This window comes from Rhizobium sp. AN5 (assembly GCF_900215255.1).
Taxonomy (GTDB): domain Bacteria; phylum Pseudomonadota; class Alphaproteobacteria; order Rhizobiales; family Rhizobiaceae; genus Agrobacterium; species Agrobacterium tumefaciens.
On sequence record NZ_OCMJ01000002.1, the window covers coordinates 524,923 to 544,352 of the forward strand.

Sequence of the window (19,430 nt, forward strand, 5' to 3'; positions counted from 1 at the left end):
TTGTGTCTGACGCTCGTTACCCACGTCGTGATTACAGGCTGACGCGGCGGCAATTCACCGCCGGGTTGGCTTCCGTTTTCCTGCCAGCAACGGCAACAGCAAGCACGGAAACGCATCGGCTCGCCGTGTTGGACTGGGGCTGGGCAGAAAGCCTTCTCGCTCTGGACTACAAGCCATTTGCTGTTGCCGAAGCCCCTCTTTACCGTGACCGCGTTGTAACACCTGCACTTTCGACAGACACGATCGACCTTGGCCTGAGATCATGGCCGAACGTTGAACTGCTAAGAGCCCTGAAACCCGAGCTGATCGTGTCTCAAGCCGGGTATGGTATCTCTGCTGAACGTCTCGGCGCGATTGCTCCCACCCTTGCGCTGCCGCTTTACGGCCCCGCCCGGCAACCATTGATTGCCGCAGAACACGCCCTCAAGGAGATTGCACGTCGCATTGGCAGGGAAGAGCGTGCGACAGACTATTTGGAAATGTCCTACGCGAGACTGAACGCGATAGCTCACAACGCAAAAGACTACGACGGGCGCGCCCTTTTGATCATCAAGTTTACGGATGACAGGCTTATCGATATCTACGGCGCAGGTGGCTTGTTCGATGATGTCCTGAAACGGATCGGTATTGCCAACGCATGGGATGGCAAGACCAATAACTGGGGCTTCGCAACGGCGGGATTGGAGGCGATCGCGCGCTATCCTGAAGCAAGACTGGTCATCATCGAGCCGGGTCCACCGGGCCTTTTTTTGCAAAGCGCACTATGGAACGCCTTGCCAGCCGTACGGAATGGTCGTGTATCGATGATTCCACCCACGTGGGTATTTGGCGCGTTTCCATCAGCGATGCGGTTTGCCGAAGTCCTACGGCAGAGTCTCGGCATCGCATGAGAAACCGTTTCATCACCCCACCGCGCCTCGCCTTTACCATCACACTGGCAGCGATCGCACTCCACGCCTTTGCCGTTGGTCACTATGTGGCGATCTCCGACATTCCAGCGGCCTTATGGCAGCCGGATCCAGCTTCGTTCGGCCAGATCTATGTCTATTTCTCGATTGTCCCACGGTTCCTCGTCGCTCTGCTGGCTGGTGGTGCGCTTGCTTTCACGGGTGTAATATTCCAGCAGCTCCTAAAAAACCCTCTGGCAGAACCCTCGACGCTCGGGATACTTTCTGGCGCTCAGTTGGCGATCACCCTTCTTTCCCTTTCTACAGTTGCAGTTACGGCAGGCGAGCGCGAGATAGCCGGGCTTGTAGGCGGCCTCGTCGCCGTAACACTCGTTGCGGGACTGGGAAAAGCTTCAAACTTCGCACCGATGACACTCCTTCTCTGTGGGATGGTGATCAGCTTTTCCGCCGGCTCGGCCTCCGTCATACTAGCCTTGTTTCACCACGAATATCTGCGAGGGGTGTTCATCTGGGGAAGTGGTTCACTCATCCAGAATGACTATTCCAACGCGACCGCATTGGCCTTGCGCATGATCGTGCTGATACCGCTGCTGTTGCTGTTCTTTCGACCGCTTTCAGTTATCGGTCTTGATGAAAGCCATGCCCGCAGCCTCGGACTGTCTCCGGGCGGGTTGCGCGCGGTGGTACTGTTTATCGCAACCGTACTGTCGGCTGTTGTTGTAGCCCGCGTCGGCGTCATCGCGTTCGTCGGCCTTGCAGCCACCAACCTCGCCCGAATAGTTGGCGCTCGAACGCTCCGCCAACGACTGCTGTGGGGAGGACTGCTTGGTGCCGGCCTCCTGCTGCTCGCTGACAGTCTCGTGCTTGCTGGAGCGCCCGTCGTCGGTGAGGTGCCAACGGGTACCGCCACCGCAATCATCGGCGCCATAGTGATGTTGGTGCTCATCAAACATGTGCCCCACTCCGTTGACCAGCTTAACAGCAATGCCCTGAACCAAAGAGAGAACCCTCTGGCAGGCTGCTTTTTGCTGCCAGGTTCTCTTGCCATTGCTGCCGTTATCGCATTGTTCTCGCTGACCGAGAGCTTCATAGCTGGCGGGGTCGAAACATCCGTGTTGTTTGCCGGTCGATGGCCAAGGGTCCTGACCTCGGCAAGTGCCGGCGCAATGTTGGCCATTGCGGGTTCCCTCACACAAACGATCACGCGTAATCCCATAGCGAGCCCGGAAGGGCTCGGTATCAGTGCCGGAGCCGGACTGGGGATCATCGCAGCTTTCTTCGCCGGAGGAATGGCGTCGCCTATTTTGCCGCTTGCCGGCGGCATAACCGGTGCAATCGCTGCGTTTGCGATCATTCTGCTTGTGGCAAAAGGGAAAAGCTATGCGCCTGGACCTGTTCTTCTGTCTGGCATAGCCATCAGTGCGCTCGCGACTGCGATAATTTCGCTCATTGTCGCCAGTGGCGATCCGCGCGCAAGTTACATTCTGGCGTGGACCATGGGCCCTACCTTTCGTGCAACCAGCTTCGTCGCGAGCATCGCTGCAGCGTTGGTTTTGATCGGGCTGGCCATCTCGCCACTCTTGCGCCGCCCGCTAGAGGTCTTGGCGCTTGGGGACAGCACTGCACGCTCTCTTGGACTCAATCCGGCGCGATCCCGCCTCGTGCTTTTGCTGTTCATTGCCGTCCTGACGGGAGCTGCGACCGTAATTGTTGGCCCGTTGAGCTTCGTCGGCATGATGGCACCGCACATCGCCCGAGCGGCCGGGGCACGCGGCCAAATCCTGACGCTTCTCACGGCGAGCGCGGTCGGCGCAACGCTGATGATCTCAGCCGACTGGTTGGGACGGGCTGCCGACTTTCCCTATGAGATTCCCGCAGGCGTTATCGCCGCCTTTATCGGGGGGCCATACTTTCTGTGGGTGATCCGCTCGCGGGGCAGACAAAGCCCCAGGTTCTAAAATGAGGTAACAGCCTTGGTTCAGATATCCAAAGACAGCAGAACGAGAACCATCTCGAGGATACCCCTTTTTGAGTTGGAGCGGGCCAGTTTCTCTGTCGGAACTCGGGTTTTGCTCGAACCACTGACAATAAGTTTGCCAGCACGGCGAATTATCGGCCTGATCGGGCACAATGGCTCTGGCAAGTCGACATTGATCAAGCTCCTGGCCCGCCAAAATCCACTCAGTGCTGGCAAGATTTCCTTTGATGGAACAGACTTGCATGAATGGGGCAGCAGGCCGTTCGCTCGTAAGGTGGCCTATTTGCCCCAGCAGGCGCCCGATACTGCAGGTATGCTTGTCAGCGAGCTAGTCGCGCTCGGACGATATCCATGGCACGGCGCTCTTGGCCGGTTTGGCCCCGAGGACAAGACGAGGGTGGAGGAAGCGATGAGGCTGACAGACGTTGCGCGTTATCGCGCCCGCTTCATCGACACGCTTTCAGGTGGGGAGCGGCAGCGCGTCTGGCTCGCGATGCTCGTTGCGCAAAACCCCGATTGTCTCCTCCTTGATGAGCCGACCTCGGCCCTTGATATCGCCCACCAGATCGACATTCTCACGCTTGTTCGCCGGCTCGTTGACGAGCGTGGACTTGGGGCCATCGTCGTGCTCCACGACGTGAACATGGCGGCTCGCTTTTGTGACGAAATCCTGGCACTTCATTGTGGAAAACTCATTGCACGTGGAGGACCAGAGGACATCGTGGCCCCGGATCAACTGCAAGCAATCTACGAGACGCGAATGGGCGTTATGCGCCATCCTGATAGCGGTCTGCCGCTGGCATATCCACGCAGTTGAAAGGATCCGAACCGGCGACGCCGTTATTAAGGCAGATGCGTGGAGACAACAGCGCCTGCATTTACTGCCCTTGCGCCCGTCCTATGTCATTACCTCCAGCTCGTGGCTTGGATGAACACCAAACTGCCCATCTATACTGTCGGAAAAATAATACGAGCCTGCCTCCCGGTTTCCTGAAGAAGGCAGAGAAGTCCGCCGCAATATACCAACTCGAAAGGCTTGTCGGATGGGAAATGAGCAGATTTCCGTTTTCCAACGACAGGTCGCCCCTTCGACATGATGGACATGCGGCGAGACAGCCACCATAGTGCCGAAAAAGAGCGGCGCGCCAGACAGACGCTTAACAGCGGAGCGAGCCAACGGACGGGGCTGAAATACCGGTGAAGGCCGAAGCTTTGCAGCAGTGAAGGAAGAGTTCTAAAAGTGGCCGTGCCGTGGTCGATAAAGGTTCGGCCTGCCTGCTGGCTCAGTTGAATGCCCTGCTACATTAACGAGTTGTACGTCGCTGGAGGATTTGGCTGATGAAAATGAAATTTCTCGGTGAGGCATTTTTCGCCTTGATGTTTTCCACCGCAGTCGCCTCCGCGCAGCAGGCGTCCGACACGGTGGCGCCCGAAAAAGCGACCGATATTGCGACTGCCAAACGCATCGAGGCAAAAAGCTTCATGGTAGCGGCGGCCAATCCGCTGGCGACTGAGGCAGGGCGTGATGTGATTGCCAGGGGCGGTAACGCCATCGATGCAATGGTGGCGGTGCAGGCCATGCTCGGCCTCGTTGAACCGCAGAGTTCCGGTCTCGGTGGGGGTGCCTTCCTGGTCTATTACGACGCAAAAAGCGGCAAGTTGACCACGTTTGACGGCCGCGAGACGGCGCCGATGGAAGCCACACCGAAGCTATTCCTGGATGACAAGGGTCAACCGCTAAAATTCATGGACGGAGTGGTCGGCGGCCGCTCTGTTGGCACGCCGGGAACGGTGCGACTTCTGGAGGAAGCCCACAAACGCTATGGAAAGGCCGAATGGGCAAGCCTGCTGAAGCCGGCGGAAACGCTGGCTACCGAGGGCTTTAAGGTGTCGCCGCGTCTTGCCTCCCTGATCGCGTCCGAGGGAGACCGGTTGAAGAAATATACAGAACCCCGGTCCTATTTCTTTGACACCTCCGGGGCCGCCCTGCGGGCCGGCGTTCCTTTGAAGAACCCGGCCTATGCCGAGACGCTTGCGGCGCTCGCCAAAGGCGGCGCCGATGCCTTTTACAAAGGGCGAATTGCCGAGGCGATCGTCAAGACTGTGCGCGAGGCGGCCGACAATCCCGGCGTGCTGTCGCTGGCCGATCTTTCCAACTATCGGGTCGTCGAGCGCGAGCCGGTCTGCTTTGCCTATCGTGCTCTTGACGTTTGCGGCATGGGGCCGCCGTCGTCGGGCGGAATCGTCATCGGCCAGACGCTTGGTCTGGTGGAGAATTTTGATCTCAAGGCGCTTGGGCCAAAAAATGTCGACAGTTGGCGCATTATCGGCGACGCCCAGCGTCTCGCCTTCGCCGACCGCGAGCGTTACGTCGCTGACACCGATTTCGTGCCGCTGCCGATCAAGGGCCTGTTGGACAAGACCTATTTGGGCGGGAGGGCAAAGCTGCTCGACGGCGATAAGGCGTTGACCAACGATGCCGTCAAGGCCGGCGAGCCGGAATGGGACCACGCGCTGCTTTTCGGCCGGGATGCGGCGATCGAGTTGCCCTCCACAAGCCATTTTGTCATCGTTGACAAGGACGGCAACGTGGTCTCGATGACGACAACGATCGAAAGCGGCTTCGGCTCGCGTCTGATGACGAACGGCTTCCTGCTCAATAATGAGTTGACGGACTTTTCCTTCAAGACCCATGATGGCGGTCTGCCGATCGCCAACCGCGTTGAGCCAGGCAAACGACCGCGCTCCTCCATGGCCCCGACGATCGTGATGAAGGATGGCAAACCGCTGCTCGCCATCGGTTCGCCGGGCGGCAGCCAGATCATCGGCTATGTAGCGCAGGCGCTGATCGCCTATATCGATTGGGGCATGCCTGTAGAGGCGATCGTCTCCCAGCCGCATCTCATCAACCGCTTCGGCACCTACGACATCGAGGCCGGTACAAGCGCGGAAGGTCTGGCAGGGCCACTGAAGGCGCTGGGTTACGAGGTGAAACCGGGCGAGATGAATTCCGGTTTGCATGCAATCGAGATAACCGCCGAGGGTTTGATCGGCAGCGCGGATCCACGACGCGAGGGAGTGGCGGCAGGGGAGTGAAACGCTCCGCCAGCGGAAAGGGCATGAGAATAGGTCAACACGAAGGGTGTGTATCTCGCCAAGGGGCGCTAACACCTTGACAAGAACCTGCGGCCTCCTGATGCAATTGTGGACAACGGTGCACGATCTCTTCCAGATTGCGCGGGGGAGGCTGACGGTTTATCGGCAGCGATTACGTTCTTCCGGCTAACCACTACACGTGGGTTGCGACCACCGCTGTGTTTGACATACAGCCTGCAAACAGAAACTGACAGGCTGCGCTGTTCGAGCGCACGACACAAGAGGATACATGACCATGGCAACACCCCGACGACCGTCCAATCCGAAAGACGCAGCCGAGGCGCTGTTCAAACCGGCAAAGAAGGTCGCAGCGCCGGCCGTTGAACGGCCTGCAATTCCTAACACCAAGGAGCTTGTATCATTGAAGATTGACAGCGATGTGCTCGCGCATTTTCAAGCCGACGGTCCGGGCTGGCAAGAGCGCATCAACGATACCTTGCGAGCCGCAATGAATGCGTCCAATTAAAGCTCTTGAAACGTACCGACCCCATGCCCCGTCAATAGCTGCCGCTTCTCGGCCTCGCGGCTCGTTGGGCAAGCGTGGCGCAATCATGCGCCATTCACAGTCAGCCCGGACCTCTGTCGAATCGAGAAGGCCTTCTCCGCGTTGAAGGCGCTCGTACCAGAGGTGGCCCAGTGAACGATCTCGCGACTGTGGGATAGCATCGAAAGGCCGGTTGATCTGGTCGAGCCACAAAAACCTGGTCACATCGCAGGGCCTTTTCGACCACTCCGCGATTGCGGAGGAGTTACTTTGGCCAGTACTTGTTCACATACATCTGTGTCTCACGAAGCATGAAACGGGCACTGTCTTCGGCTCGGTCCTCCCACGCGAAAACGCAATTTGAAAGGACACCGTCGAATTTCATGTCGGCAAGAGTTGAGAAGAATACTTCCCAGTTGATCTCACCTTGGCCGAAGTCGGTGTGTTGATGGACGCGCACCTTCGCTCCAGGCGGATTTACAATGTAGCGCAGTTGCGAAGACTTGTTATGATCATAGGTGTCTGCGAGGCGCACATGTGCAAGAAGCCCCTCGGTCACTCGCAGGTTAGCAACCATGTCGGGACCGTAGAAGAAGGTATGGGGCGCGATGAACGATGCCTTTACAGCCTTTGAATTGATCGTCTTGATGATATCGATGGCAGGGGCGATTTCCTCAATCCAGTCCTCTGGATGCGCTTCGAGCGAGAGGATCAGCCCTTCGCGCTCCAGAATTGGCACGAGGATATCCATCGCACGGAAAAACTGCCCCTCACACGTCTCCGGACGATGCAAGCCGCTGCGGTCATTCAGGCTTCGATCCGGGGATCCCCCTCGCCCGAACTCCGAGACCAACATCGGGCATTCCATCTCTGCCGCAATTTCGATGGCACGCTTCCAGTTCTCTATCGCCGTTTCCCACTCGTCTTGGTATGGGCTGGCCCAGCGGTACATTGGCTGCAGCGTTGCCAGGCCCACCCCATGGTCCTTGAGGGCCTTCTTGAAGCTCTTTACCCTCTCGGGATAAACCTTCGGACGCGTCCACCAGGAGAGAAAGTCCGGACGGGGTGAGAGCTCAACATAGTCGTATCCCAGCTCGGCGGTCTTTCGGCAAATTTCCTCCAGAGATAAATGACGGATCATGTGCGGATCGAGTGCGTGTTTCATCAAAACCTCCTGATAATATAAATTCGCCCCTTCACGGGAGCGTCGATGCGGACAAGCATCGCTTGCTGGACCACGTCGCGTGGGTGGCAATCATTTATGGGGCTGCGCCAATGGTGCTGCTCTCTCCATCGCGCTACCGATAATCGACCCAGACCCCGCCGAGATCGGCAGAACGAACGCAGTTCTCAACCCAGCGAACGCCCTCAACCCCTGCCGCAATTCCCGGAAACCGAAGGCTCCCAAGGCGTTCGCCATCGTTTTCGTTGCGCGCCTCCATAGCGATTGCAAAGCGGTCGTAGAGGTTAGCCCAGGCCTCGAAGAGACCCTCCGGATGGCCTGCACCGATACGATCGTCGGCAAGTGCCTTTGCGTGCAGGTAGCCCATGCCACGCTCAAGAATGCGTACCGGCTCGCCCTGAACCTCAAATCGTAGCTGGTTTGGCTGCTCGTCCCACCATTCGATCGAAGCCTTTGATCCGACGACGCGCACCTTTTGTCCATGCATGGAACCCGCATTGATGGCGCTCGACCAGACGGTGCCAAACGCGCCATTGTCATATTCCATCAGGGTCATGGCGTTGTCTTCGAGCGGTGCACGCGTCTTGACGAAGCTCTGCCGGGTACACAGAAGACGTTTGATACGGAGGTCGGGCAGGATGACCTCGGAAATATAAAGCGGATGTGTACCGATATCACCGAGCACATAACTTGGGCCTGCGAATTTCGGATCGACGCGCCAGCGGGTCGCCGGGTTTTGAAGCTCGACAGCCTCGTTGTGAAACCCGTGGGCGAATTGCAGGTTGACCAGACGAATTTCTCCGAGCTCGCCGGCAGCAACGAGCTCGCGGGCATGCTCGATGACTTGGTGGCCGCTATAGCCGTAGGTCACGCCAACAATACGGCCGCGCTCTGCGGCGATACGCTGAAGATCCTCGGCCTCGGCCACCTTGAAGCACAGCGGCTTTTCACACACAACGTGCAGCCCGCTTTCCAGTGCAGCCTTGGTGATCTCGTAGTGGGTATTGTTGGGCGTTGCGATCGATACTGCCTCGATCCCATCCGGACGCTTTGCCTCCTCTGCGAAAAGCGCACGCCAGTCGGCGTAGCATCGCGAAGGCTCGAGCCCCAGTTCAACACCGAAGGCGCGGCCGCGCTCGGCATCGAGGTCGAAGGCGCCAGCGACCAGATCGAAGTAGCGATCACGCAGGGCGGCGCTGCGGTGAATGTAACCGATCTGACTGCCGCGACCACCACCCACCATAGCCCAGCGAAGAGGTCGTTTTGTCTGACGCGTTCCGTAAATCATGAGGTTTCTGTCCCGGATTGTTAGAAGCCAGCCGACTTGAGATAGTCACGGCTGAGTTTTACGTCGGCGAGGCTACCGCCCGCGTTGCGCGGATCACGCTCCTGCTCAACGGTGATAAAGCCTTCATAACCAAGCTCATCAAGAAGGGCGCGAATGGCGGGATAATCGATACAGCCCTTGCCAATGGGACACATGACGCCCTGCGCGCAGGCTTCAAAGAAGCGAATGTGCTCACCCATCACGCGGCCGAAGACAGCCCTGTCAATGTCCTTGAAGTGAATGTAGTCGAGACGATCGGCGTATTTGCGCAGGGTTTGGACAGGGTCCATGCCGGCATACCAGGTATGGCCAGTGTCGAGGCAGAAACCGGCGACCTCCTGGGGTATGTCAATGGCGAGACCGGCAATCTCGTCCTCGAATTCGATGTAACCGCCGGCATGCGGATGAATGGTGGCGCGAACGCCATATTTCTCGCGGGCAAGAGCGGATATCGCCCTGATATTATCCATCATGCCGTTCCATGCCGCGTCATCGAGCCGGGGTGCCCTGTCGGAATGACCCGCCGCATAATCGCGGTCGTCGTGTCCCCAATCCATCACCGTCAGATAAGGTGCGGGAAATCGCTGGCCCGACGCCTTCGGCGGCGTCGGCAGACGGGTGATCAGAGCGCAAATCTCGTCCGTCTGGCGCAGCAGGCTATCGCGGTTTTCCTCAGCGACAAGATCATTGAAGATCGTTCCGGCGACGATATAGAGCCCTCGACTTGTCAGAGCCTGAGAGACCATGTCGATGTTCAGCGGAACATAACCATAGGGGCCAAGCTCCACTCCCCCATATCCGGCCGCCTTGACTTCGTCGAATACCATTTCCCACGGCGGTAGGTTTGGATTGCGCACGTCATCGACGCCCCAGCAGCACGGTGCTGTGGTGACTGTTATACCCATAATATTCTGGTCCTTCCCTGGTGTCGCTCACTTGGTGGGCGACCCTCCCTGACGCAGAGATTTAGCTGGAGATCTCCGATTTACAAAGTTGGAATTTGATGGGATTCAATCAGAAAACCGGGCGGAGAGATAAATGACTGCACGCAAGATAAGCATTTCGGATGTTGCAAAGGCAGCCGGGGTCTCGACCGCGACGGTGGATCGGGTTCTCAACAACCGTGGCGGCGTGCGTACCGACAAAGAAGACCGCGTTTTGGCCACTGCACGAGCGCTCGGTATTGACCGGGCCCTAGATCGTACCCCTTCACGCGCGCTACGCGTCGCGGTCCTTATCCAACCGCCAGTCAACCCGTTTCACGCGTCTTTGCGCGAGGGTATCGATCTCGCATCGCGAATGTACGCAACACTGAACGTGCAATTCTTCGTCCATCACATCGATCCACGAAAGCCGGCGGCGATCGCCGCAGCCGTCCGCGATTGTCGCTCCTATGATGGCCTCGTCATCACCAGCCCTGACGATATCAGGGTTCGAGAAGCCGTAGCATTCCTGTCGCGCAATGTCCCGGTGGTTACTCTGGCGACCGACCTCACAGATTGCGGGCGTGCCGCCTATGTGGGGCCGAACGACAGGCAGGCCGGTCGGGTGGCTGGCGACCTGATGGGCCTTTTCCTCGGACGGCAAGGCGGCCGCGTCGTCTTGGTTGCCGGCTCACGCGATATCACTGGCCATCGCGAACGGGAAGCCGGGTTTCGCGACATCATGACCGAGCGTTATCCTGAATGCAGTCTGGCCGTGGTTCTGGAGACCGGAGAAAATCAGGACGAAGCAGGCCGCGTCGTAGAGATTGCATTTCGGGATGACCCGGGATTACGAGGCATATATCATCTGTCCGCGGGTGCTTTGCCGATTGTCAGTGCTCTGCAACGCCTTGGCCGAATCGACAATACAGTGGTCATCACCCACGAACTCACGCCCAATCGACGGATGCTGCTAAAGTCCAGAAAGATCAACGCGGTTATCGACCAGAGACCCCTTTTGGAGGCACGCCTGGCAGTTGAGACCATCGCAAAGCTCCTCGGTAGAATGCCTGGAGAAGCGGTCTCTATCTCAACGGACATCCAGATCTTTCTCGCAGAGAATGCCTAGCGTGCGTGTATCAGATTTTCCTTGATAAAGCTGGGTATAAGCAGGGCCGCACCGCCTTTGCCGACGACCCCTTGATAGGATCAGAAGAGGCGATCGGTTGTTGCAATTCAGGATTTGATTGAGCTTGAGCCATCAAACCGTTCGCCGATGACCGTTTGAAACTATGTTGATGACTAATTGAAAGTGAAGACGTGACCATTTGAAATCAACGTGGCGACTTCCATAAAGCGCTGTAAGCACAAGGACAACGACCAGATACGAAACGCCATCAACAAAGGCGCCTGTTCGCCAGACTGGCGCTCTTGCAGCGATTGGCCGGTCGATTCGACCGCAAAATCCTTGGGCAGCGAGTTTGCAAGCTTCAGCGACCGGGGCCTTGACTGGTCAAGTGGTGATCAGGCGGCAACCAGCACGATCTTGCCCTGGATGCTACTTTCTGAAGCACGACGATGCGCTGTCGATGCCTCGGCCAGCGGATAGGTGCTGTCGATCACCACTCGTAAGGAGCGATCATCGAGCAGACGACCGGCCTCTGCCAATTGCGCACCGTTCGAACGCACCTGTGTCGTTGAGACGGTGATCTTTCGCCGTGCGGCTTCGTCATGGCCTAGAAAACCCAGCGGGTTGACGAGAAACAGGGCGCCGTCCGGCTTAATGCTGGGGAGAAAGCGTTCCATATTCGCGCCGCCGACGGCGTCAAGCACCAGATCAGCATCCCTCACCACTGCTTCGGCAGCCGTCTTCGTATAGTCGATGAAAATATCGGCACCGAGATCATAGAGAAGCGCCTCGTTTTTGCCGGAAGCAACGGCAATCACCTTCGCGCCTTGCCACTTCGCGATCTGGACTGCAAGATGGCCAACGCCGCCGCCGGCGCCGTTCACTAGTACGATCTTGCCGTCGAGCGGAACCGGTGCATGCCGGAAGGGCTGGAATGGGTTCGGCAAATCATGTCCCAAATCGACCAGAAATTGCCAAGCGGTCAAAAGCGACATGGGCGCACCGGCAGCCTGGATATGGTCGATCCCGGCGGGCTTCAGCGCCAACTCCGATACCGGAACGCGAACATATTCGGCATAGGCGCTGCTTCCCGTCATGAGGTTTTGCGGGAAGCGGACCATCGCATAGACCTCGTCGTTGACCTTGAACTGCGACACGTTTTCACCAACGGCCGCAACCGTGCCGGAAACGTCCGTGCCAAGGATCAGCGGAAAGCTTGGGCTGGGCTGCCATTGCGGCGGGAGAGCCCGATAACCATCGCGCAGATAGAGATCCGGCGGGTTGAGGCTGGCGGCATGGACGCGAACAAGCACGTCGTCCGCTGAGATTTCCGGCCGGGGCGCATCTTCATAACGAAGAACATCTGGCCCACCGAATTCGTGCAATCGCACAGCTTTCATCATATCAGTCATCACGGCCTCGCTTGAATATTCGTTTTGATGACTGAAGATACGATCATCTCCTTCGCTTGATAATCATCAGATAATTCGCTTTAATAGTGCCATGAAGGAACAAATCGGAATTGATAGACTGACTGGGTTGATCGCATTCGCTCGGGCCGGCTCGCTCGGAAGCTACACCGCCGCCGCCCGCTCCTTGTCCATCTCACCCTCGGCGGTCAGCAAGAGCATCCAGCGGCTGGAAAAGCAGCTCGGCGTTTCGCTTTTTGCGCGGACGACACGTTCCCTGGCCCTGACGACCGAGGGGCGCGATCTTCATGAGCGTGCGCTCAGGCTGCTGCACGACGCAGAAGATATAGAGCAGGCGGCAAAAGCAGCGCGCACCGAGCCCGCTGGCACTTTACGGATTGCAGCATCGTTGCCTATCGGCCTGCACGTAATAGCGCCGATGCTTCCGCAGTTTCGCAGGCTCCACTCGAGGGTCAATATAGATCTACGTTTGAGCGATCACATGGTTGATCTTATCGAAGGCGGATACGATGTAGCGGTCCGCATTGGTGATGTGGCAGATTCGCGCCTGCTTTCGCGCCGCCTTCTGCCACATCGGCTATGCTGTTATGCCTCGCCCGAATATCTGGCCGGGCGCAGCCCGCCGACCAGTCCAGACCAATTGGAAGAGCACGAGACTGTCAGCCTGCGCTACCAGAGTAGCGGCCAGCTGTTCCGCTGGCCTTTCCACGTAGGGGACAGGGAGGTGGAGATTGTGCCCACCTCTAGCATTATCGTTGACGCGAGCGAAGCCGTGCTGGCAACGATCGCAGCAGGTGCCGGAATCGGAATGGCAACCAATTTCATGGCCAGCACTTGGGTGAGGCGTGGAGCGCTTATTCCGGTCCTGGCCGATTATGCGGTGGAAAGGCACAACATCACGGCGCTGTGGCCCGAGAGCCGGCGGTCAAACCCGGCCGTCCGAGCTTTCCTCGACACCTTAGTGAAGTTGTCCTGACAATGGCAGCGAATGTCTGCTTCTGGGGCGACGCTGAGTAGGCAGCATTTGCCAAAAGCGGCCGTGAGGACAGATGACAACCCGTCGACAAATTCCCCAGATTTCTACATGCGGCATTAAGCAGCCACGTTATCTAGCTCCAACAGTGCCTCCGTGGGGAGCTCTATCCTGGCCGCGGCGAGGTTTTCTCGCAGATGTCCCCGTGACGATGTGCCAGGGATCAGGAGAATGTTCGGCGATCGCTGGAGAAGCCAGGCAAGCGCAACCTGAATCGGCGTGGCGTTGAGCCGGGCGGCCACGTCAGACAGGGTAGCGGATTGCAGCGGCGAGAAGCCGCCAAGAGGAAAGAACGGCACATAGGCAACCCCTCGGGACGCGAGTGTGTCGATTAAGGTTTCGTCCTGCCGATGCGCAAGATTGTACTGGTTCTGCACGCATGCGATGTCGGTGATCTTTCCGGCGTCCTCGATTTGCTTCGCCGTGACGTTAGACAGTCCGATGTGCCGGATCAGTCCCTGTTGCTTTAAACCCGCCAGAACTTCAAGAGGCTCGTCCAATGAGCCTTCCGCGGGGCCGTGCACGTCGAACATAGCGCGCAGGTTGACCACATCGAGCACATCCACTCCGAGATTGCGGCGGTTGTCATGAACGGCCTGTGTCAGCTCCGCGCGCGAGAACGCCGGATACCACGAAGCGTCCGCGCCCCTGCCTGCGCCGACCTTGGTGACGATCGCAAGGTCGTTGTCATAGGGATGCAAAGCTTCGCGGATTATCTCGTTTGTAACATGCGGGCCATAGAAATCGCTGGTGTCGATGTGGTTGACGCCGCTTTCCACCGCCTCGCGCAGGACGGCTATGGCCTCCGGACGATCGCTCGGAGGCCCGAAAATGCCCTTGCCTGCAAGCTGCATCGCGCCATAGCCCAGCCGGCGCACCGTATGATCGCCAAGCGTGAAGGTTCCTGAAGTTGCAATAGTGCTCATGGTCCATCTCCTTGTGTTCCTCCAAAATAGACAGGTGGCATATACGCTACAAGAAGCTATAATCCGGACAGGTTGTCCGTGAAAGCGGACAATTGTTTTTACGTTTGGAGAGCAGGGTGTCGGATTTAACGGATCTGAATGCATTTTTACTGGTGGCTAGATCCAAAGGTTTTCGGCAGGCCGCGCGCGAAAGTGGCGTCAGCTCCTCGGCGTTGAGCGATGCGGTGAAGCGTCTCGAAGAAGACCTTGGGGTACGACTATTCAATCGCACAACCCGCAGCGTGCTCCTGACGGATGCAGGACGTCTCTTGCTAGAGCGCACCGGCCCCGCATTCGCAGAGGTGGCATCGGCACTCGACGAGGTGAAAAGCAGCCGCGGCCGCACCTCGGGGGATCTCAGACTCAATGTTCCAATGAGTGCGGCAAGGCTGGTCCTGCCTCCGATCGTGCCGCCGTTCCTAAAGGCCTATCCGGAAATCAGGCTGGAAATCGTGACCGATGAGAATTTCGTCGACATCATAAAGAGCGGCTGCGACGCAGGCATCCGTTATGACGAACGGCTCGAGCAGGATATGGTGGCTTTGCCGATCGGACCGCGCCAGCAGCGCTACGCCCTTGCCGCGTCGCCGGGTTACCTTGCAAGAAGAGGCAAACCGCAACATCCACAAGACCTGCTTTCGCGTGATTGTATTTTAGGCCGGTTTTTGGGGCGCGCGCTTCCCTCCTGGGAATTCGAACGCGATGGGGAAGAAATCGCCATAAATCCTAAAGGTAGCCTCGTTGTTCAGTTCGGCGGCGGCACCGATCTTGGTATCGACGCAGCCATTGCCGGTTCTGGCATCATTTATATTTTTGAAGACTGGCTGAGGCCACACTTCGATAGAGGAGATCTGGTACCGGTGATGGAAGAATGGTGGCTGCGGTTTTCCGGCCCGTTCCTCTATTATTCCGGACGGCGGCTTGTGCCCGCGCCTTTACGCGCATTTATCGATTTCGTGAGACAATCGCACAAAGATGCAGCGAAATCCTTGCAGCCCGGCCCGTGAATTCAAAGTCCTTAGCTCTGTTTCTTGCCGCCGGCATTGGTCGATCCATCGTGCATATCGCGATAACACGCATCATGCATTGGACTAGAGCGACTATTCAGACATGGGCACGTCTTGCAGTAATCCAGTCCGTTAATCAGATATCGGATGCAACAGATGCGGCGGAGACGCTTTGGCTTGCCCTCGTATTGACGGTAGAGGATGGGCCTGAAAAGCGGGTTACGTGAGCCATCTGCCATGTGAGGCGATTCAAGCAGTTCCAGCGCATCGGCCACGCCCGCATCGGGGAAATGGTTTTCCATGGCGTAACTGCGCGCGATGGCTTCGAACATGTTTCCCGCGTTTGACCAAAGGACATTGCGAGACAGTCCGCTCACATCCGAAACAGTTCGGATAACTCCCTCGATATTGCCACTGAACAAAAAGTCGAAACGGTCTTGTGCTGATTTCGCTTGAACCGGGCGACCAAAACCAGACAGGCCAAGCGCAACGATCTCCCCTTCTTCGCTGATGTCAATGCTCAAGTCTGCCGGTGTAAGAGGCATGCGCCAATCCAACAGCATCGCAGCTGTAGCAATCGGTCTCATTACCTTGGCGAAGTACCGCTTCGACCACTCGCCAGCAACGGCGGCAAGGGGCGCGCTTGGCCCATGTCGGCGACCGTAATTGCCAAGTATCACTAAGAGATGATCGTGCTCCAGCAATTCAATGAAGGTCAGGTCGGTGCGCCGCCTGCGCCGGAAGAAATCTCTCCACTGCGAGTGTGCCGGTTGCCGCAGCAATTCGCCAAGAACCTCTGACCTTCGCATACGCTCCCGCCCGCCTAAACGAACCGGGAGACGATCTGGCGAGCCAGATGCTGCAACGAGGCGGTGGAACCGAACGGCCAGGAGGGTGCGCCAGTCAAACGGACATTTCCTTGCGCAACGACCGGCAGCATAGGCCAGAGCGAAGCGTGGAGAAGATCAGCCGGAACGGACTCGCCAAGGATGAACAAGGTGCTGTCGCTATCGAGAGACGCAAGTCCTTCCAGATCGATTGTCGTAAAGCCGAAGGACTGCGCCGGCATTTCAATGCCATCGGCAAAACCGATTTTCCTGAGAAGGCTCGAAATTGCGGCGTTGGGTGCAAAGACCCGTAACCGCGGAACGCCAGGTAATGGTTGCGCGACAACCAGCTTGCGGCCTGCCTGCCCGGCATCGCGCAATTTCAGGTTTTCGATATCATCATCGAAACGTGCGAGGAGCCTTTCGACATCATCCGATCGGGAAAGTGCTGCGCCCGCCTGACGGGCGCTCTGATAGACGCTTACCAACATGTCACTGTCGTTTTCCTGATCGTCGATCAGGTGAACCGGAGCGATCTTACCGAGCGCACGGGCGATGGACGCGTGCCGGTAGCGAGACGTCAAGATGAGGTCAGGTTGCAATTTGCGGATCGCTTCCAGGCTTGGCTGCTGTCGTCGTCCAACGTCAACGGCGTCCGAAAGGCCTTCATTTGCGACATTGACCCATGTTCTGTACCCGGAGATTTCCGTGCACCCAACGGGCGATATTCCAAGGCAAAGGGCAATCTCGGTGGCAGTCCAATCGAGCGTGACCAGGCGTGAAGATCCTGAGGCGGCGAGTGCCACTGGCGCAGCCATTAAAGCCACCGCGCCGCTCAAGAACGATCGTCTGCGAATACCAGCTACCACTTCACGCTCACTGTTCCGACAACGGTCAAACCCTGCCCGTAATAGCACTGCGTGGGGGTGTTGCAACCGGCAACGTAGGTCTTGTCGCCGAGATTGTACCCGTTAAGCTGGAACGAGTAGCGTTCATGTTCGTAACGGGCAAATGCATCCACCAGTGTATAACCAGGAACGAAGAATGAGTTCGCCGTATCCCCGGCAGTCTTGCCGATGCGACGGACACCTGCACCAAGCGTCAATTTGCCGTTCCAGCTATCTGGCATCGGCAGATCATAGCTCGCGAACAGCGATTGCTGCTGCTTTGGAACGGTATACGGCATTTTCCCGATCTGGGCTGGCGTCTGGCTCTCGGTTACCACAGGATCCTGCCAACTCGCCGCCGCGGTAAGGTTGAGGCTGTCCCAAAGCGTGGCGTTGGCCTCAAGTTCGATCCCACGAACGCGCACTTCGTCAGTCTGGTAATAAACGCCTGCAACACGATTGACGACATTCTGTTGCGTTGCCTCGAACCCGGACAGGGTCAGGCTGAAATCGTCCCCCTGTGGCGCGAATTTCACACCGACTTCCTTCAACTCGCCTTTGGTTGGCTTCAGCGGCGTTGGCGCCAATGTCAGCACCGGGGAGAAGGACGTTGAATAAAGCGCGTAGGGTACAAGGCCGTTATCGAAGACATAAGCGGCACCGACCCTGCCCGTGAAAGCTGAATCGTCCTGCCGGTATCGGGTGGTAAGACCGCTGGCTAGTGCGGTGCTGTCGGAGTCGTTACTGACATAGTCTTGGCGACCGCCAACAGTCAGACGAAGGCCGCCGAGTTCCATTTGATCCTGCAGATAAAAACCAACCTGACGCTGTGTCTGATCAAGGTGTGTCGTCAGTGCTGCCGGCTGTACGCCAATGCCGTAACCCGGGTTGAACAGGTCGAGAGTGGGGCCACTGCGTGATCCTGTCCTGTTGACGAGGTTTTGCCACTGCACATCGATACCGCCGAGAAGCGTATGGCTGATTGGCCCGCTCTCGAAACTGTACTCAAGATTGGTGTCCAACGCCACGGCGTTGAGCGTTGGCTGCGCATTGTAGACGAGGCGTGAAAGCGTGTGCTGGTTAGCGGAAAGACCATTGCCGAAAAGGTTTTGATAATTGACGTCCAGGTACGAGTACCGGAAATTCTGGCGCAGAACGAGATCGTCGTTAAATGCGTGTTCCAGCCGATATCCGATATAGGCCGTTTCCTTGTCGTAGATCGCCAGCGAGGGATCTCCGTCCGAAAAGCTGCGCGGTATCGTTAAACCGAGACGATTGGGATAGATGCTCCCGACGGCAGGAATAAGCGAGGGCACCTGGCCAGCGTCATCCTTCATGTAAGCGCCATATACCGTGAGACTGGTATCTTCATCCGGCGACCACCTGACCGTCGGGCTTATGGCGAAACGGTCGTTTTTTCCGAAATCGTTCATTGTTTCGCTGTCGCGGATAATGCCTTCCAAGCGATAGGTGAGATCGGAATCCGCACCGAGAGGGCCGGTTACGTCAAACCCCGCTTCCTTCTGTTTGTAACTTCCGAAACGGGTGTAGACTTCTCCGCCAGCTGTCTCTGATGGATCCTTGCTGATCATGTTGACAACGCCGCCGACATTCGTTTGGCCGAAAAGCGCGGAACTTGGTCCGCGCAGCACTTCCACCCGATTAAGGAAGTAAGGCTCCACGCGAAAGCCAGCATAGCCGCCTGTCTGGTTTGCAATCTGTGGCACGCGCAAGCCGTCGAGATAAAGATCGGCGCCAAAGCCGCGAATGCTGAAGTAATCGGAACGGGGATCGTTGCCGTAGCGTTGGCCGTTGACATTCGCGCTATAGAGCAAGCTGTCCGCCACCGTCTGTACGGCTCGATCGGTCATGGCGCCGCGGGTCACGACGGAGACAGATTGCGGTGTCTCGGCTATCGCCGTCGTGATCTTGGTGGCTGAAGCCGACTGCGTTGCTACGTAGCCACGTTGTTCGACACGGGCCCCTTTTGTCGCCGCTGTCCCCTGGACAACGATCGGCTGAAGCACGGTGGAAGCATTTGTCTCTTGTGCCTCAGCCGTATCCTTCTGGAGGACGAGCGCGCTCAACGCAACGCCCGACACGAAAAACAGGAGCCGCTGTCTGGTGACGTGGCAGGTTGATGTGCGAAGGCGAAGGACGGTGTTCTGCATTCGAGGACCTGTGATAGGAATA

General features: G+C 57.7%; 16 protein-coding genes. 8 read left to right on the plus strand and 8 right to left on the minus strand.

What is annotated here, in order from left to right; translation table 11 throughout:
* The first annotated feature begins 2 nt into the window (after positions 1 to 2).
* The 5 genes from CRP02_RS03375 (at position 3) to CRP02_RS03395 (ending at position 6,508) form a co-directional block, all read left to right on the plus strand.
* Positions 3 to 890, plus strand: a complete 888-nt coding sequence (locus CRP02_RS03375) for an ABC transporter substrate-binding protein (RefSeq protein WP_323455324.1) — start codon at positions 3 to 5, stop codon at positions 888 to 890.
* Complete coding sequence (gene fhuB, locus CRP02_RS03380; RefSeq protein ID WP_097170236.1) at positions 887 to 2,866, plus strand: Fe(3+)-hydroxamate ABC transporter permease FhuB; 1,980 nt, start codon at positions 887 to 889, stop codon at positions 2,864 to 2,866. Before CRP02_RS03375 ends, fhuB begins: the two co-directional genes overlap by 4 nt.
* A 111-nt stretch (positions 2,867 to 2,977) precedes the next feature.
* On the plus strand, positions 2,978 to 3,703 hold the full coding sequence (locus CRP02_RS03385) for an ABC transporter ATP-binding protein (RefSeq protein WP_097170279.1): 726 nt from the start codon (positions 2,978 to 2,980) through the stop codon (positions 3,701 to 3,703).
* Between the two features lie 521 nt (positions 3,704 to 4,224).
* Complete coding sequence (gene ggt, locus CRP02_RS03390; RefSeq protein WP_097170237.1) at positions 4,225 to 5,982, plus strand: gamma-glutamyltransferase; 1,758 nt, start codon at positions 4,225 to 4,227, stop codon at positions 5,980 to 5,982.
* 295 nt (positions 5,983 to 6,277) lie between these two features.
* On the plus strand, positions 6,278 to 6,508 hold the full coding sequence (locus tag CRP02_RS03395; RefSeq protein WP_013637508.1) for a BrnA antitoxin family protein: 231 nt from the start codon (positions 6,278 to 6,280) through the stop codon (positions 6,506 to 6,508).
* A 283-nt stretch (positions 6,509 to 6,791) separates the two neighbouring features.
* Here CRP02_RS03395 and CRP02_RS03400 read toward each other — a convergent pair whose 3' ends face one another.
* The 3 genes from CRP02_RS03400 to CRP02_RS03410 all read right to left on the minus strand — a co-directional run bounded on the left by CRP02_RS03400 (position 6,792) and on the right by CRP02_RS03410 (position 9,941).
* Positions 6,792 to 7,691, minus strand: a complete 900-nt coding sequence (locus CRP02_RS03400) for a sugar phosphate isomerase/epimerase family protein (RefSeq protein ID WP_097170238.1) — start codon at positions 7,689 to 7,691, stop codon at positions 6,792 to 6,794.
* 133 nt (positions 7,692 to 7,824) lie between these two features.
* Positions 7,825 to 8,997, minus strand: a complete 1,173-nt coding sequence (locus CRP02_RS03405; RefSeq protein WP_097170239.1) for a Gfo/Idh/MocA family protein — start codon at positions 8,995 to 8,997, stop codon at positions 7,825 to 7,827.
* A gap of 20 nt (positions 8,998 to 9,017) precedes the next feature.
* The gene (locus CRP02_RS03410; RefSeq protein WP_097170240.1) at positions 9,018 to 9,941 is read right to left on the minus strand and encodes a sugar phosphate isomerase/epimerase family protein; all 924 of its coding nucleotides are present in this window, start codon (positions 9,939 to 9,941) and stop codon (positions 9,018 to 9,020) included.
* Positions 9,942 to 10,074: 133 nt separating this feature from the next.
* Here CRP02_RS03410 and CRP02_RS03415 point away from each other — a divergent pair, with 133 nt between their 5' ends.
* On the plus strand, positions 10,075 to 11,088 hold the full coding sequence (locus CRP02_RS03415; RefSeq protein WP_097170241.1) for a LacI family DNA-binding transcriptional regulator: 1,014 nt from the start codon (positions 10,075 to 10,077) through the stop codon (positions 11,086 to 11,088).
* Between the two features lie 395 nt (positions 11,089 to 11,483).
* On the opposite strand, the gene CRP02_RS03420 is transcribed toward CRP02_RS03415, so the two are convergent.
* Entirely contained in the window at positions 11,484 to 12,500 is a 1,017-nt protein-coding gene (locus CRP02_RS03420) for an NADP-dependent oxidoreductase (protein WP_097170242.1), read from the minus strand.
* A 91-nt stretch (positions 12,501 to 12,591) separates the two neighbouring features.
* On the opposite strand from CRP02_RS03420, the gene CRP02_RS03425 reads away from it, so the two are divergent.
* Positions 12,592 to 13,494: a LysR family transcriptional regulator gene (locus CRP02_RS03425; RefSeq protein ID WP_080863845.1), complete on the plus strand. Its 903-nt coding sequence runs from the start codon at positions 12,592 to 12,594 to the stop codon at positions 13,492 to 13,494.
* Between the two features lie 116 nt (positions 13,495 to 13,610).
* On the opposite strand, the gene CRP02_RS03430 is transcribed toward CRP02_RS03425, so the two are convergent.
* Positions 13,611 to 14,477 (minus strand): aldo/keto reductase family oxidoreductase, encoded by an 867-nt coding sequence (locus CRP02_RS03430; protein ID WP_097170243.1) that lies wholly within the window; start codon positions 14,475 to 14,477, stop codon positions 13,611 to 13,613.
* A 116-nt stretch (positions 14,478 to 14,593) separates the two neighbouring features.
* On the opposite strand from CRP02_RS03430, the gene CRP02_RS03435 reads away from it, so the two are divergent.
* Positions 14,594 to 15,523, plus strand: a complete 930-nt coding sequence (locus CRP02_RS03435) for a LysR family transcriptional regulator (RefSeq protein ID WP_097170244.1) — start codon at positions 14,594 to 14,596, stop codon at positions 15,521 to 15,523.
* 11 nt (positions 15,524 to 15,534) lie between these two features.
* Here CRP02_RS03435 and fhuF read toward each other — a convergent pair whose 3' ends face one another.
* The 3 genes from fhuF to CRP02_RS03450 are packed head-to-tail and all read right to left on the minus strand — an operon-like array spanning position 15,535 to position 19,408.
* A complete protein-coding gene (fhuF, locus tag CRP02_RS03440) occupies positions 15,535 to 16,332 on the minus strand; it encodes a siderophore-iron reductase FhuF (RefSeq protein WP_097170245.1) in 798 nt (265 codons plus the stop codon).
* Between the two features lie 14 nt (positions 16,333 to 16,346).
* A complete protein-coding gene (locus CRP02_RS03445; protein ID WP_097170246.1) occupies positions 16,347 to 17,168 on the minus strand; it encodes an iron-siderophore ABC transporter substrate-binding protein in 822 nt (273 codons plus the stop codon).
* A gap of 44 nt (positions 17,169 to 17,212) precedes the next feature.
* On the minus strand, positions 17,213 to 19,408 hold the full coding sequence (locus tag CRP02_RS03450) for a TonB-dependent siderophore receptor (protein ID WP_097170247.1): 2,196 nt from the start codon (positions 19,406 to 19,408) through the stop codon (positions 17,213 to 17,215).
* Positions 19,409 to 19,430 lie beyond the last annotated feature (22 nt).

What these genes read in the sequence shown, in the direction of transcription:
- fhuB (WP_097170236.1), top strand. Translation starts at nt 887, where the DNA reads ATGAGAAACCGTTTCATCACCCCACCGCGCCTCGCCTTTACCATCACA.
- ggt (WP_097170237.1), top strand. Translation starts at nt 4,225, where the DNA reads ATGAAAATGAAATTTCTCGGTGAGGCATTTTTCGCCTTGATGTTTTCC.
- CRP02_RS03395 (WP_013637508.1), top strand. Translation starts at nt 6,278, where the DNA reads ATGGCAACACCCCGACGACCGTCCAATCCGAAAGACGCAGCCGAGGCG.
- CRP02_RS03400 (WP_097170238.1), bottom strand. Translation starts at nt 7,691, where the DNA reads ATGAAACACGCACTCGATCCGCACATGATCCGTCATTTATCTCTGGAG.
- CRP02_RS03405 (WP_097170239.1), bottom strand. Translation starts at nt 8,997, where the DNA reads ATGATTTACGGAACGCGTCAGACAAAACGACCTCTTCGCTGGGCTATG.
- CRP02_RS03410 (WP_097170240.1), bottom strand. Translation starts at nt 9,941, where the DNA reads ATGGGTATAACAGTCACCACAGCACCGTGCTGCTGGGGCGTCGATGAC.
- CRP02_RS03415 (WP_097170241.1), top strand. Translation starts at nt 10,075, where the DNA reads ATGACTGCACGCAAGATAAGCATTTCGGATGTTGCAAAGGCAGCCGGG.
- CRP02_RS03420 (WP_097170242.1), bottom strand. Translation starts at nt 12,500, where the DNA reads ATGACTGATATGATGAAAGCTGTGCGATTGCACGAATTCGGTGGGCCA.
- CRP02_RS03425 (WP_080863845.1), top strand. Translation starts at nt 12,592, where the DNA reads ATGAAGGAACAAATCGGAATTGATAGACTGACTGGGTTGATCGCATTC.
- CRP02_RS03430 (WP_097170243.1), bottom strand. Translation starts at nt 14,477, where the DNA reads ATGAGCACTATTGCAACTTCAGGAACCTTCACGCTTGGCGATCATACG.
- fhuF (WP_097170245.1), bottom strand. Translation starts at nt 16,332, where the DNA reads ATGCGAAGGTCAGAGGTTCTTGGCGAATTGCTGCGGCAACCGGCACAC.
- CRP02_RS03445 (WP_097170246.1), bottom strand. Translation starts at nt 17,168, where the DNA reads ATGGCTGCGCCAGTGGCACTCGCCGCCTCAGGATCTTCACGCCTGGTC.
- CRP02_RS03450 (WP_097170247.1), bottom strand. Translation starts at nt 19,408, where the DNA reads ATGCAGAACACCGTCCTTCGCCTTCGCACATCAACCTGCCACGTCACC.